At 70.0% G+C, this 13,505-nt stretch carries 11 protein-coding genes; 1 reads left to right on the top strand and 10 read right to left on the bottom strand.

Going from position 1 to position 13,505, the window contains the following annotated elements; genetic code table 11:
- Positions 1 to 452 precede the first annotated feature (452 nt).
- The 3 genes from FNH04_RS28385 to FNH04_RS28375 all read right to left on the bottom strand — a co-directional run bounded on the left by FNH04_RS28385 (position 453) and on the right by FNH04_RS28375 (position 3,328).
- Positions 453 to 1,796, bottom strand: a complete 1,344-nt coding sequence (locus tag FNH04_RS28385; RefSeq protein ID WP_152788634.1) for an extracellular solute-binding protein — start codon at positions 1,794 to 1,796, stop codon at positions 453 to 455.
- Between the two features lie 654 nt (positions 1,797 to 2,450).
- Positions 2,451 to 2,726 carry a DUF3039 domain-containing protein gene (locus FNH04_RS28380; protein WP_152788633.1) on the bottom strand — a complete coding sequence of 92 codons (276 nt, stop codon included), beginning with the start codon at positions 2,724 to 2,726 and terminating at the stop codon, positions 2,451 to 2,453.
- Positions 2,727 to 2,755: 29 nt separating this feature from the next.
- The gene (locus tag FNH04_RS28375; protein ID WP_194236843.1) at positions 2,756 to 3,328 is read right to left on the bottom strand and encodes a YqgE/AlgH family protein; all 573 of its coding nucleotides are present in this window, start codon (positions 3,326 to 3,328) and stop codon (positions 2,756 to 2,758) included.
- Between the two features lie 304 nt (positions 3,329 to 3,632).
- Here FNH04_RS28375 and murA point away from each other — a divergent pair, with 304 nt between their 5' ends.
- A complete protein-coding gene (murA, locus tag FNH04_RS28370; protein WP_152788631.1) occupies positions 3,633 to 4,973 on the top strand; it encodes a UDP-N-acetylglucosamine 1-carboxyvinyltransferase in 1,341 nt (446 codons plus the stop codon).
- A gap of 130 nt (positions 4,974 to 5,103) precedes the next feature.
- On the opposite strand, the gene FNH04_RS28365 is transcribed toward murA, so the two are convergent.
- The 7 genes from FNH04_RS28365 to FNH04_RS28330 all read right to left on the bottom strand — a co-directional run.
- Positions 5,104 to 5,385 carry an HU family DNA-binding protein gene (locus tag FNH04_RS28365; protein ID WP_069466456.1) on the bottom strand — a complete coding sequence of 94 codons (282 nt, stop codon included), beginning with the start codon at positions 5,383 to 5,385 and terminating at the stop codon, positions 5,104 to 5,106.
- Positions 5,386 to 5,798: 413 nt separating this feature from the next.
- Positions 5,799 to 7,220: an NAD-dependent malic enzyme gene (locus FNH04_RS28360; RefSeq protein WP_152788630.1), complete on the bottom strand. Its 1,422-nt coding sequence runs from the start codon at positions 7,218 to 7,220 to the stop codon at positions 5,799 to 5,801.
- Positions 7,221 to 7,641: 421 nt separating this feature from the next.
- Positions 7,642 to 9,939 (bottom strand): HelD family protein, encoded by a 2,298-nt coding sequence (locus tag FNH04_RS28355; RefSeq protein WP_322724077.1) that lies wholly within the window; start codon positions 9,937 to 9,939, stop codon positions 7,642 to 7,644.
- A gap of 149 nt (positions 9,940 to 10,088) precedes the next feature.
- Positions 10,089 to 10,922, bottom strand: coding sequence for an anti-sigma factor family protein (locus FNH04_RS28350; RefSeq protein WP_152788628.1), 834 nt, complete (start codon positions 10,920 to 10,922; stop codon positions 10,089 to 10,091).
- The gene (locus tag FNH04_RS28345) at positions 10,919 to 11,494 is read right to left on the bottom strand and encodes a sigma-70 family RNA polymerase sigma factor (protein WP_322724076.1); all 576 of its coding nucleotides are present in this window, start codon (positions 11,492 to 11,494) and stop codon (positions 10,919 to 10,921) included. Before FNH04_RS28345 ends, FNH04_RS28350 begins: the two co-directional genes overlap by 4 nt.
- A gap of 632 nt (positions 11,495 to 12,126) precedes the next feature.
- The gene (locus tag FNH04_RS28335; RefSeq protein ID WP_152788627.1) at positions 12,127 to 12,720 is read right to left on the bottom strand and encodes a CGNR zinc finger domain-containing protein; all 594 of its coding nucleotides are present in this window, start codon (positions 12,718 to 12,720) and stop codon (positions 12,127 to 12,129) included.
- Between the two features lie 614 nt (positions 12,721 to 13,334).
- Positions 13,335 to 13,505 (bottom strand): winged helix-turn-helix domain-containing protein (locus tag FNH04_RS28330; RefSeq protein WP_194236842.1); only part of this gene is annotated, 171 nt, incomplete at its 5' end.

The following is a 13,505-nucleotide window of genomic DNA, read 5'->3' as shown; positions in this document are numbered from 1 at the left end:
CCCAGGCTCCGGCCCAGGCCCAGCCTCGGATTTCGGCCCGGCCTCGGCACCAGGCGCAGCCCCAGACGCAGCCCCAGACGCGGGCTCGGAACCGAAGGCGGACCTCAACCCGGATCCGGTCCCGGGCCGACACTCGCCCCCTCGCTCTGCCCCGGCGCCCGGCGCCCGCTCGGCCCCGGCCCCCGACGCGGAGTCGGCCCCGGCCCTGGCGGCTACCGCACCGCCACCGGCCGCCGCGGGCGTCCGCCGGGGTTCCGGTCGCGCCGCCGCGTCGGAGACAGTCGGCGAGGACGGCGTGGTCAACGCGCCCGACGCTGGATCGGAGGCACTCGGCGAGGTCGACCCGCCCGACGCCACGTCGGAGGCCGGCGCCGTCGGGGGGCGTGTGTCCCCGAGGGCGTGGTCGCGGTCCGGCGGGGGGTCCGGCGGGACGGCGCGGTGTGTCATCCTCGTCACCCGGCGGAGCTGAACGCGTCGTTCATCTGCTTCGCCGCGCCCTTCGAGGCCGCCGCCACGTCCTTCTTGCCGCTGACGATCTCCTGGAACATCGTCGGGAGGACGAGCGAGGCGTCGATCTGGGACCAGGCCGGTGAGGCGGGGACGAACTTGGTGCCCGCGCTGAGCGTCTTCACGAAGGGCTCGACATACGGCTCCTTCTTGACGATGTCCGCGCGCACGTCGGTGTACGTCGGCAGGAAGCCCATCGCGTCGAACAGCTCGCCCTGCGTCTTCTTCGACGCGAGCCGCTTCATCAGATCGACGGCGAGCGTGCGGTGCGACGTGCTCTTCAGGACGCCGACGTTGTTGCCGCCCGCGAAGGCCGGCGCGATCGATCCCTTCTCCACCCCCGGCAGCGGTACGACCGCGAACCTGCCCTTCACCTTCCCGGCCTCGACCGCCGTGTAGTTGAAGTCACCGCCGATCGCCATGCCCGCCTTGCCGGAGGCGAACGCGGTGACCGTGTCGTTGCCGCCCATCCCCGCGCACTTGGCGGCCGGGCAGTTGTCGTCGCCGAAGAGCGAGGTGTACGTCTTGATGCCCTTCCGTGAGGCCGCGCTGTCGATGGTCGAGGCGTACGCCCCGCTCCTGCCCACCGCGATGTCACCGCCGCTCGCCCAGACGAACGGCATCGCGCCGAACGTGTAGGCGCCGCCGACGGCGATGCCGTACAGATCGGGTTTGGCCGTGCGGATCCTGTGGGCCGTCTCGATCAGCTCCGCCTGGCTCCTGGGCGGCTCCAGGCCCAGCTCCTCGAAGACATCCGTGCGGTAGTAGAGGGCGCGCACGCCGACGAAGAAGGGCGCGCCGTAGACCCGCCCGTCGACCGTCACGGACCGCTTGGCCGTCGGGTCGGAGTCCTTGGCCTCGCTCCAGCCGGTGAACTCCTCGGTGATGTCGAGGAGCCCGCCGTCCTTCACATAGCCCGCGGTGTCCGTGTTGCCGAACTCCATGAGGTCCGGGGCGCTCTTCGGGTCGTTGAAGGCGGCCTTGATGCGCTGGGCGCGGGTCTCGACCGGGATGTACTCGACGGTGACCTTGACGCCCTCGTGGGACTTCCTGAAGGCGGCGATCGTGTCGTCGACGACCTGTTCCTTCGGCTTGTTGCTGACCTCCTGGAACAGCCAGACGCGCAGGGTGCCGGTCTTCTCGTCCTTGCCGGAGGAGGAGTTGTCGGAGGTCTGGGGGGCGCAGGCGGTGGCGGTGAGCCCCGCGAGGACAAGAGCCGCTATGGGGGCGGCCGTTCGAGCCGTACGGGGCTTGCGGGCGCTGCGGCCCGTCCTGGCGGCGAGCTTCATGGAGTTTTCCTCCGAAGGGGGGGTGTGTTGCAACATGCGCAATGAGGGTTTCGCTCTGTACAACACATCGGAGGTTAGGGAGTACATGAACATGCCCACAAGAGGTCTCAACCACTCTGTGACCGGCGGGAGCACTCCGTGCAACGGAGCAGAGCCGAAGCCGTGCGGTACGCGCGATGCCCCGCATGGCACGCGGGCAGACGTGATCAAGCAACTACCGTACGATCAAAGCCACTTGGGGGCCGCCGGGCCGGAAAACCCACACGCCGGAAGGGAAGACCTCGGGGCCGCGCCTTCAAGGCTCGTCGGCCACCGTTCTTGAGCACGGGGGAAGGCGCCCCGGGAGCGGCGGTGGGTGCCGCAGGGACACGAGGGATTGGTACGGCCGTGGTGATACGGGAACGGATCGGGCCGAGCGCGGCCACCGACGAACACGGTGAACCCAGCCGCCCCCGCCCCACGGCACGACGGCACGCCACAACAGACGGTGCGGCCCGACCGCCCCGCCCTCAGGTAAACGACAGAACCCAGGTACGGCAGAACCCAGGTACGACAGAACCGCGGCACCCGCATCCGGGCACCGCGGCTGTGCTCGCGGCGACTGTGCGCCGTCCGCCCCCGCCCCCGCCCCCGCGCACGGCGGGGGCGGGGACGTCACTTCTTGTCGTCGCCCTCGTCCCCGGCGCCCATGGAGTCGTAGATCTCCTTGCACATGGGGCACACGGGGTACTTCTTCGGGTCACGGCCCGGCACCCACACCTTGCCGCAGAGCGCCACGACGGGCGTGCCGTCGAGGGCGCTGGCCATGATCTTGTCCTTCTGGACGTAGTGCGCGAAGCGCTCATGGTCACCATCGCCGTGCGACGTCTGCGGCGTCGGCTCGACGAGGGTCCCCGTACCAGTCCCGCGCTCGGGCTCAAGAGTGCTCATAGCGCCAAGGGTACTTAAGGCCGCGGGCATCAGTTGAGCGAAGGGTCGTCCGGATACGTGGCCACCATCGCCAGCTCGTTGCGCTGACGGCGCAGGACCTCCCGCCAGAGTCTCTCCGGGGAGGGCGAGGAGACGTCACCGGGCTCCGATTCCACGACATACCAGGCACCTTCGACGAGCTCGTCCTCCAGCTGACCCGGCCCCCAGCCCGCGTACCCGGCGAAGATCCGCAGGGAACCGACCGCGGAGGCGAGCAGCTCCGGCGGGGCCTCCAGATCGACCAGGCCGATCGCGCCGTGCACGCGCCGCCAGCCCAGGGGGGCGCGCTCGGTGGACGCCCCGCCCGGGATCACCGCGACCCCGAGCGCCGAGTCGAGCGAGACCGGCCCGCCCTGGAAGACGACACCGGGCTCCCCCGCGAGATCCGCCCAGCCCTCCAGGATGTCGCCGACGTCCACCGGGGTGGGCCGGTTGAGGACCACGCCGAGCGAGCCCTCCTCGTCGTGGTCGAGGAGGAGCACCACCGCGCGGTCGAAGTTCGGGTCCGCCAGGGCGGGGGTGGCCACGAGCAGCCGCCCTGTGAGCGAGGACACCTCGGTCATGCCAGACATGATCCCGCATCTTTCCCGTATGAGGGGAGCCAATCCCCGTACCCACGTGTGCGCAGATCAGGGCGTACGGGTGCGACCCCCGCGCACACGGCCGCCGGTGACCGGGTGTGCCTGAGGAGAAACGGTTCGTGTTGTGGCAAACCTATGACGTGTCTGAGAGGTCCTCGGGCTTACTGAAGTGGGGTGGGCGGCCATTACGCTTGCTCTTCGGCTCATGCCGCTTCGGCTCCCGCACGAGTGGTCTGCCGATGGTCTTGCCGACGTCAACTGCCCGACTCCACGGAACGCGAGATTCATGACCGTCAACGACGATGTCCTGCTTGTCCACGGCGGAACCCCGCTCGAGGGTGAGATCCGGGTCCGCGGTGCGAAGAACCTCGTACCGAAGGCAATGGTCGCGGCGCTGCTCGGCAGCGCTCCCAGCAGACTGCGCAACGTCCCCGACATCCGTGACGTCCGAGTGGTCCGCGGACTGCTCCAGCTGCACGGAGTGACGGTCCGTCCGGGCGAGGAGCCGGGCGAGCTGGTCATGGACCCGTCACACGTGGAAAGCGCGAACGTCGCCGACATCGACGCGCACGCGGGTTCCTCGCGCATCCCGATCCTCTTCTGCGGCCCGCTGCTGCACCGTCTCGGGCACGCCTTCATCCCGGGCCTCGGCGGCTGTGACATCGGCGGCCGTCCCATCGACTTCCACTTCGAGGTGCTGCGCCAGTTCGGCGCGAAGATCGAGAAGCGGGAGGACGGGCAGTACCTGGAGGCGCCGCGGCGGCTGCGCGGCACCAAGATCCAGCTGCCGTACCCGTCGGTGGGCGCCACGGAGCAGGTGCTGCTGACCGCCGTTCTCGCGGAGGGAGTGACGGAGCTCTCGAACGCGGCCATCGAGCCGGAGATCGAGGACCTCATCTGCGTCCTGCAGAAAATGGGCGCCATCATCGCGATGGACACCGACCGCACGATCCGCGTCACGGGCGTCGACAAGCTCGGCGGCTACACCCACCAGGCGATACCGGACCGTCTGGAGGCCGCGTCCTGGGCGTCGGCGGCGCTGGCGACCGAGGGCAACATATACGTGCGCGGCGCCCAGCAGCGCTCGATGATGACCTTCCTGAACACGTACCGGAAGGTCGGCGGCGCCTTCGAGATCGACGACGACGGCATCCGCTTCTGGCACCCCGGTGGCCAGCTGAAGTCCATCGCCCTGGAGACGGACGTCCACCCCGGCTTCCAGACCGACTGGCAGCAGCCGCTGGTGGTGGCCCTCACCCAGGCCACGGGCCTCTCGATCGTCCACGAGACGGTCTACGAGTCGCGCCTCGGCTTCACCTCGGCCCTGAACCAGATGGGCGCCCACATCCAGCTCTACCGCGAGTGCCTCGGTGGCTCCCACTGCCGCTTCGGCCAGCGCAACTTCCTGCACTCCGCGGTCGTCTCGGGCCCCACGAAGCTCCAGGGCGCCGACCTGGTCATCCCCGACCTCCGCGGCGGCTTCTCGTATCTCATCGCCGCCCTCGCCGCCCAGGGCACGTCCCGCGTCCACGGCATCGACCTGATCAACCGCGGCTACGAGAACTTCATGGAGAAGCTCATGGAGCTGGGCGCGAAGGTGGAACTGCCCGGCAAGGCGCTCGGCTAGCACCTCGCCGGCGCCCGAAGCCGCACACACGCCGATACACACGCCGATGGGGCGGCCTCCCGAGCCGGGAGGCCGCCCCACTGGCGTTACTGGGCCTCGTACGCCGTTTCCTGGCGCAGGGCCTGCGAGGTCACTTGCCCTTGGCGGCTTCCTTGAGCTTGGAGCCCGCGGAGACCTTCACGCTGTAGCCGGCCGGGATCTCGATCGGCTCGCCGGTCTGCGGGTTGCGCGCGGTGCGAGCGGCACGGTGGGTGCGCTCGAAGGTGAGGAAGCCGGGGATGGTGACCTTCTCGTCGCCCTTGGCGACGATCTCGCCGACGGTCTCGGCGAACGCGGCCAGCACGGCGTCGGCGTCCTTGCGGGTCACCTCGGCGCGGTCGGCCAGCGCGGCCACCAGCTCACTGCGGTTCATGTTGTTACTCCCGTGTTCTTCTTGCGTTGAGGCCTGCCACGCGGCGGAGCCGCGTGTCGGGCACAGCGAAGCCGATGCTGCCAGGGTCCTTCATGGGTCCCCGGACCCGGGTCCCTCGTCAGACCCTCGCGCCCAGAGACGCATCCTGCCCCCACCTGCGGCGGTAAAGCCAATCCGGCACCCGCAGGAGTCGTGAGAACACCCTTCGGGGTCACACGAAAGCGCCACGGCGACGGAGGGGTGACGCTCCGCGTTCCCGGCGGCGCATCGCAGGTCCCGGCGGGCCTGAGCCCGGCCGCAACCCTAGAGTGCGCCCCGTGGACCCCGGTCCCGCGACGCGCCGGTACGAACGCGCCGTGGCAACGATCACAGCCGCCGGGCAGGGGGCCCGCACGGAGCGGGGCGCCACACGGTCAGGGTGCCACCGTCGCGCCGACCGCCTTCGCCGCGTCCCGCACCGCACCGGCCACGGCGCCCGCGACCTTGTCGTTGAAGACGCTCGGGATGATGTAGTTCGCGTTGAGCTCGTCCTCGGTCACCACGTCCGCGAGGGCGGTCGCGGCGGCGAGCATCATCTCGGTGTTGACCGTGCGGGACTGGGCGTCCAGCAGGCCGCGGAAGACGCCCGGGAAGACCAGCACGTTGTTGATCTGGTTCGGGAAGTCGGAGCGGCCCGTGGCCACGACCGCCGCGGTCTGGCGGGCGACCGCCGGGTCGACCTCGGGGTCTGGGTTCGCGAGCGCGAACACGATGGAGCCTTCGGCCATGGCGGCCACGTCGTCGCCGTCGAGCACGTTCGGGGCCGAGACACCGATGAACACGTCGGCGCCGCGCACGGCCTCCTTGAGCGTGCCGGTGAGGCCCTCGGGGTTGGTGTTGTCGGCGATCCAGCGCAGCGGCGAGTCCGGGGCGTGGTCCGCCAGGTCCTCGCGGTCGCAGTGCACGACGCCCTGGATGTCGGCCACGACGGCGTTCTTCACGCCCGCCGCGAGCAGCAGCTTCAGGATGGCCGTACCGGCCGCGCCCGCGCCCGACATGACGACGCGGATGTCCCCGATGGCCTTGCCCGCGACACGGAGTGCGTTCTTCAGGGCGGCGAGTACGACGATCGCGGTGCCGTGCTGGTCGTCGTGGAAGACGGGGATGTCGAGGGCCTCACGCAGCCGCGCCTCGATCTCGAAGCAGCGGGGCGCGGAGATGTCCTCCAGGTTGATGCCGGCGAAGCCGGGGGCGATGGCCTTGACGATCTCGACGATCGCGTCGGTGTCCTGGGTGTCCAGGCAGATCGGCCAGGCGTCGATACCGGCGAACCGCTTGAAGAGGGCCGCCTTGCCCTCCATGACGGGCAGCGCGGCCTTGGGGCCGATGTTCCCCAGGCCCAGGACCGCGGAGCCGTCCGTCACGACCGCGACGGAGTTGCGCTTGATGGTGAGGCGGCGCGCGTCCTCGGGGTTCTCGGCGATCGCCATGCAGACACGGGCCACGCCCGGCGTGTAGACCATGGACAGGTCGTCACGGTTGCGGATGGGGTGCTTCGACGCCATCTCGATCTTGCCGCCGAGGTGCATGAGGAACGTACGGTCGGACACCTTGCCGAGCGTCACGCCCTCGATGCCGCGCAGTTCCTCGACGATCTCGTCGGCGTGCGAGGTGGACGACGCCGCGATCGTGACGTCTATCCGGAGTTTCTCGTGCCCGGAGGCGGTCACGTCGAGGCCGGTCACCGAGCCTCCGGAGGACTCGACGGCCGTGGTGAGCTGGGAGACCGCGGTTCCGCTCGCGGGCACCTCCAGCCTGACCGTCATCGAGTAGGAGACGCTGGGCGCCGTTGCCATGGCCGACTTCCTCTGCTTTCAGCTGGAGCTGGGTAGTGCCGTCCGATCGTCGCACCTACTGCGGAGTACGTGGTAGCCGCCCTTGGATTGCGAACGTTTTGTTCGCTGATCAAGGCGGTGAACAGGCAGGTGAACAGGCAACGAAGAGGCCCGCGTCACAGGGTGACGCGGGCCTCTCGCTCGCTTCGATGACACCGACCCGCCATGCTCGCCTCGCGGCAAGTGGTCGCTCGAAGCGACTAAGGTTGGGCCCGGGGGCTTGGATCGGGCCGGTGCCACACCCAGGCTAACAAACAGATCCCACGGGTCCCTCCCGCCGCCCGACCTCCACCCCTCAACGACGGCGCTTCGCGCCGACACCTGCCGATTCGCACCGGAAGTTCATTTCCGAGCCCCGCGCCGACCCACCGGAACGCCTCCCTCAGTCCCTCAGCAGATCCGGCACCCCGTGCGCGTCTGGCTCGTCCCGCTCGCCCGAGACGATGGTCAGCTGCTGGGTGGCCCGGGTGAGCGCCACATAGAGCACACGCAGCCCCGCCGGGGACTCGTCGGCGATCTCGGCCGGCGAGACGACGACCGTGGCGTCGTACTCCAGGCCCTTGGCCTCCAGGCTGCCGAGCGCCACGACCCGGTCGCCGAGGCCCTCCAGCCAGCGGGCGGCCTCCGCGCGCCGGTTCATGGCGACGACGACGCCCACCGTGCCGTCCACGCGTTCCAGCAGCTGCGCGGCCTCGTCGCGGACCGTACGGGCGAGTGAGTCGCGTACGACCGAGAAGCGGGGCTGGACACCCGTCGACCGGACCGCCGCCGGGGACTCCGATCCCGGCATGGCCAGGGCGAGCACCTTGGACGCCAGCTCGGCGATCTCGGCGGGGTTGCGGTAGTTGACGGTGAGGGTGAAGCGGCGGCGCGGGCGGGTGCCCAGGGCCTCGTCCCTCGCCTCCGCCGCCTCGTCGGGGTCGGACCAGGAGGACTGGGCCGGGTCGCCGACGACCGTCCAGGTGGCGTGGCGGCCGCGCCGGCCGACCATCCGCCACTGCATGGGCGTCAGGTCCTGCGCCTCGTCGACGATGACGTGCGCGTACTCGGTCCGCTCCTGCGCCAGGCGCTCGGCGCGCTCGCGCTGCGACTCCTCGCGTACGGGCATGAGTTCCTCGAGGCCGGTCAGCTGGTCGAGGGGGTCGAGCTCGCGCTTCTTCCTGGGGCGGGCGGGCAGGCCGAGGACGGCCTGCAGTTCGTCGAGCATGGCCACGTCGTGGACCGACAGCCCCTCCCGCCTCAGCGACCGAGCGACCCTGCGCACCTCGCCCGGGTTGAGGATCCGCCGGGCCCAGCGCCCCAGCCGCCGTTCGTCGGCCATGGCCTCCAGGACCCCGCGCGGGGTCAGTTCGGGCCACCAGGCGTCGAGGAACGCGATGAAGTCGTCCTCGTCCGTGATGTCCTCGTCGAACGACGACCGCAGTTCGGCGGCGAGCTCGGGGTCGGTGTGCCGGGTGGCCGCCCCCGACTTCGCCCACAGCGCGTCGAGGAGCAGCCTGCGGGCGCGCGGCCGGAGCAGGTTGACGGGCGCGGTGCCGCTGAGCGCGGTGCGCCGGATCCGCTCCAGCTCCTCGGCCTCCAGTTCGAGTCGACGGCCGAGGGCGACGACCCGCAGCCGGGTGGGCGAGCCGTTCGGCTCCAGCGCTCCCCGCGCCGCCTTCCGCAGCACCTTCAGCATGCGGTACGAGCCCTTGGCGCGGGCCACGGACGGCGCGTCGTACAGCGTGGCCTCGGCTCCGTCGACCAGCGAACCCATCGCCCGGATGGCGACCTGTCCCTCCTCGCCGAGCGAGGGCAGCACGCCCTCGGTGTACGCCACGAGCAGCGGGGTCGGCGAGACGATCAGGATGCCGCCCGCGTACCGCCGCCGGTCCTGGTAGAGCAGATACGCGGCCCGGTGCAGCGCCACCGCGGTCTTGCCCGTGCCCGGTCCGCCCTCCACATAGGTCACCGAGGCGGCGGGCGCCCGGATGACCAGGTCCTGCTCGGCCTGGATGGAGGAGACGATGTCTCGCATCGTGTGGGTGCGCGCCTGCCCCAGCGCGGCCATCAGCGCGCCGTCACCGAGCACGGCCAGTTCGCGCCCGTCGTGGAGGGCCTTGAGCTCGGGCCGCATCAGGTCGTCCTCGACACCGAGCACCCTGCGGCCCTTGGAGCGGATCACCCGGCGCCGTACGACCCGTCCGGGGTCGACGGGGGTGGCGCGGTAGAAGGGAGCGGCCGCGGGCGCCCGCCAGTCGATGACGAGCGGCGCGTACTCCTCGTCCAGCACGCCGATGCGCCCGATGTGCAGGGTCTCCGCGATCTCGGCCGTGCCGTCCTCGCGTACGGCGCCCTCGGCCGGCTCCACGGCCGTGTACGCGCCGTCCGGGCCCTTCTTGCCGTCCTTGCCGAGCAGCAGGTCGATCCGGCCGAAGAGGAAGTCCTCGTACTCGTTGTGGAGCCGGTTCAGATGGATGCCGGCCCGGAAGACCTGGGCGTCCCGCTCGGCGAGTGCTCCGGGTGTGCCGACCTGGCCGAGCTTGGCCGCGTCGTTCATCAGGAACTCCGCCTCGTGGATCTTCTCCTCGAGGCGCCGGTACACCCGGTCCAGGTGTTCCTGTTCGGTGCGGATCTCGCGCTCACGGACGGAGTCGTGAACCGAGCCGAGCGCGGTCCCCTGCTGAACCTGAGCGGCCACCGGGCCCCCTTCTGACGTGCATGGCAGCCGTCCACCGTACGCGAAGGGGGGCCCGGGAGGCTACGCGTCCGCCCGGGGTGTGTTCACAGGTCTGCCGCGAAACCGTCACACGGTTCCGCGGCAGGTCCCTTCCACCCTGTGCATGTGTCCTACATGTCGATCTCGACGAGCTTCTTGCCGTCAAAGGTCATGACCTCGAAGTGGTCGATGTCGTTCGTTTCCATGGCCACGCCGCCGAACGTGTACAGCGGCTCCTTGGCCTGTGCGTCGCTGGAGTTCTCGATGCCGTAGCCCTTCGGCGGGACGGCCCAGGTCGTCGCCGTCTCACGCTCACCGTTCTTGCTGACGGCGATCAGGGAGCACTTCTCGGGCCCCTTCACGTTCCCCAGCTGCAGGACGGTCTCGGTGCCCCAGCCCTTGGACTGCACGGCGACCGTGGCGCTGACGTCGGTGGACTTGTCCGTGGCCTTGACCTTGTCCTTGTCGGTCAGGGTCTCGAAGGCCTCCTTGGCCGGGTTGGCACTGGTGGGCTGCGCCGTGACCCCCTTGGACGAGTCGTCGCCGCCCGTCGTCGCGAACACGGCGGTGGGACCGCCGACGATCAGCGCGACGCCGGCCGCCAGCATGTAGAAGCTGCGCCTCTTCTTCTGGGCACGGCGCTGGGCGACCTCGCCCACGAGCCGGGCCGACATCTGCTGACTGGGCTTGACCGACAGCGACTCCCCGATGGCAGGGGTCCCCTGCGCACTGGGCAGGTCCGCCAGCGCGGCCAGCATCGGTTCCATTCCGGCCAGCTCGTCCAGCTGCTGGGCACACCAGTCACAGGTGGCGAGATGTGCCTCGAACTGGGTCGCCTCGGCGTCGTCCAGTATCCCGAGGGCGTACGCGCCCACGGTTTCGTGGATGTCACCCGGTCCGCCCTGCTGGACGCCTGGGGCTGGACCGGATCCTCCGGTTCCGTAACCCCCGTACATATTCATCATGCCGTCACCCCGCGCTCCTCCAGAGCCAGCTTCATCGACCGCAGGGCGTAGAACACCCTTGAGCGCACCGTTCCACTGGGGATGCCGAGCGTTTCGGCCGCCTCATTGACCGTACGCCCCTTGAAGTACGTTTCGACCAGGACCTCCCGGTGGGCAGGGGTCAGGTCGTCCAGCGCATCCGAGAGTGTCATCAGCCACAACGCCTTGTCGATCTCGTCCTCCGCGGGTATGACCTCCAGCGGCGACGGGTCGACCTCCTGCGGCCGGGCCTGCCGGCTGCGGTGGCCGTCGATGACGATGCGGCGTGCGACCGTCACCAGCCAGGGGCGTACCGAACCGGTTGCTCGATTCAGCTGACCGGCATTCTTCCAGGCACGGATGAGCGTTTCCTGCACGACGTCCTCAGCGCGCTGCCGGTCCCCCGCGACCAGACGCAGCACGTACGCGAGCAAGGGTCCCGCATGTTCGCGGTAAAGCGCGCGCATCAGCTCCTCATCAGGCTCTGAGGGCTGTGACGCGCGATGTCGTGCCCTGTTCGGGCGGTCATCGGCCACAGCGGCATCCTTGCGCACGGCGTCCTCCGGTGTCCGGGGGTTCCCCCAGTCGGTTGCTCATCACGAGTTACGTAGGTAACCAGCCCTGTGTTCAAAGTGGGACCACAACTTTGGTGATCCGCGTGGGACTTGGGGGGTGGCTGGAGGACAAGCACACCAAATCGGCCAAACCGTGGTACGGGATGGCAGGAATTGTGAAGAGATGAATCCCATGCTGTGAAATCCAGCACGTTTGATTGGTTACACCGGCGGGGAGGGGGCCCAACCGCCAGGAGGCCTAGGAAAGATGGCCAATACACGAGAACAGTGGACACTTGGGCCTGAAACGGGGCCAACTCGGACGTGACGAGGTGTCAGTCGACCTGCGTGTCAAGGCGACTCACGGAACGTCAGGAATCAGGGCGTGTCCGACCTCGATCCGCCGCGGAGATCCGTCAGAAGGGTCCTAGGGCGTGTTTCGAAAGTCCCGTCGTCCGCCCGAAGGGCGGGCCCCGCGGCGTCTGGTGCGTGCGATCGCAAGGCGCCGGAGCGCCCTAATAGCGGAGCTATTCGGGCGTTTCGGCAACGCCGCTGGGGGTCCCCCCTGCTCGAAGAGCTTGGGGGAGTGCGTGCCAGGCGTCGCGGGGCAGGCGGGACTTTCGAAACACGCCCTAAGCCCGGGCCAGCGCCGCTCGCCTCCGGTGGCGGGCCACCCGCTCGCGGTTGCCGCAGGTCTCGCTGGAGCACCAGCGGCGCCGGCGGCCGCGGGACGTGTCCAGGTAGACGATGGAGCAGTTGTCCCCCGCGCACTGCCTCAGGCTCGCGCACGCGACCGGATCGGTGAGCAGCTCGACGGCGTCCCGCGCGATCACCGCGAGCAGGGCCGCGCAGCCGGGTGCCTCGTCGAGTGTGCGGACCAGTGAGCCGCTCTCCGTACGTACGGCTCTCGGTACGGGGGTCGCCGCGCGCGCGAACTCGTTGATGCTCGCCAGCGCGATCTCGAAGGATGTGGCGTCGAGGCCGGGCGCTCCGCGCACGACCTGGCCGATGTGTGCCCGCAGTTCACGGAAGCCCACGAGCCAGGATGCCTCGGCGCCGTCCAGTGGCGTGCCCTTCGGTACGCACCCGGCTCCGCGGATCCAGGCCCGCAATCGGTCCAGGTCGTCGAGCTGTTCCTCGGGGTGCGCGGTCGCGAGGAGATCCAGGCAGAGTCGTCCGCAGTCGAAACGGGGCCCGTACGAGGCCGTGGCCGTGCCCAATGCCATGTGCCTGTCACCGCCTTGGGGTCACCCCGTCCCGGGGGTCGGTGGGGTGCCGGTGAAAGCTGTTTCGGGGGAAAGCCGTTCGAAGGGTTCGTACCCCTACGATGCCTGCGCCCACACACGACGGGAAGGTGTGGGCTGCTGTGGATGGCCGGTATGTGTCGTCTGCCGGGCTCTGTCCGGTGGTTGAGTGCGGGTTCGTTGGGGCCTGTCGCGCAGTTCCCCGCGCCCCTCGAAAGCCTGGGGCGTCCCCGGGAAGCCCTGAGCTGAACCCCGCGCACCCGCCTTGCGACCTCGTCTGCCGGGTCCTGTTCGGTGAGCGGCTGCGGGTTCGTTGTGGCCTGTCGCGCAGTTCCCCGCGCCCCTCAAAAGCCTGGGCAGCACGCGGCGTCACAACGCACCGGCGCCAGGCCTCGCCGCCATCACGACCGCCCGCCACCACAACGGCGCACCGGCACCGCGACTCGCCGCCACCACGACGCACCGTCACCACGGTGCGTAGGCGCACGAGCGACACAGCACCCGTAGACGCAAACGCCCCGGCCCATGGACGCACCCGAGGCGCGACCAAGCGCCACGCACCCGCAGGCGTCCTCTCCCGTTTCCGGCGGCAGCCGTTACCCGTCCGCGTACTTCGACTCCGTGCCCGGGTCCAGGGCCAGGCGGTAGCCGCGCTTGACCACCGTCTGGATCAGTTTCGGGGTTCCCAGGGCCGTTCGCAGGCGGGCCATCGCCGTTTCCACCGCGTGCTCGTCCCGCCCCGCCCCCGGCAACGCCCGCAGCAGTTC

It is taken from the genome of Streptomyces phyllanthi (assembly GCF_009377205.1).
Classification (GTDB): Bacteria; Actinomycetota; Actinomycetes; order Streptomycetales; family Streptomycetaceae; genus Streptomyces; species Streptomyces phyllanthi.
Note: the sequence above shows the minus strand (reverse complement) of the source record. Positions and strands in the feature narration are given on the sequence as shown.

Coding starts and splice junctions, on each gene's coding strand:
- FNH04_RS28380 (WP_152788633.1), bottom strand. CDS start 2,726: ATGAGCACTCTTGAGCCCGAGCGCGGGACTGGTACGGGGACCCTCGTC.
- FNH04_RS28335 (WP_152788627.1), bottom strand. CDS start 12,720: ATGGCATTGGGCACGGCCACGGCCTCGTACGGGCCCCGTTTCGACTGC.
- FNH04_RS28375 (WP_194236843.1), bottom strand. CDS start 3,328: ATGACCGAGGTGTCCTCGCTCACAGGGCGGCTGCTCGTGGCCACCCCC.
- FNH04_RS28360 (WP_152788630.1), bottom strand. CDS start 7,220: ATGGCAACGGCGCCCAGCGTCTCCTACTCGATGACGGTCAGGCTGGAG.
- FNH04_RS28385 (WP_152788634.1), bottom strand. CDS start 1,796: ATGAAGCTCGCCGCCAGGACGGGCCGCAGCGCCCGCAAGCCCCGTACG.
- murA (WP_152788631.1), top strand. CDS start 3,633: ATGACCGTCAACGACGATGTCCTGCTTGTCCACGGCGGAACCCCGCTC.
- FNH04_RS28350 (WP_152788628.1), bottom strand. CDS start 10,922: ATGATGAATATGTACGGGGGTTACGGAACCGGAGGATCCGGTCCAGCC.
- FNH04_RS28365 (WP_069466456.1), bottom strand. CDS start 5,385: ATGAACCGCAGTGAGCTGGTGGCCGCGCTGGCCGACCGCGCCGAGGTG.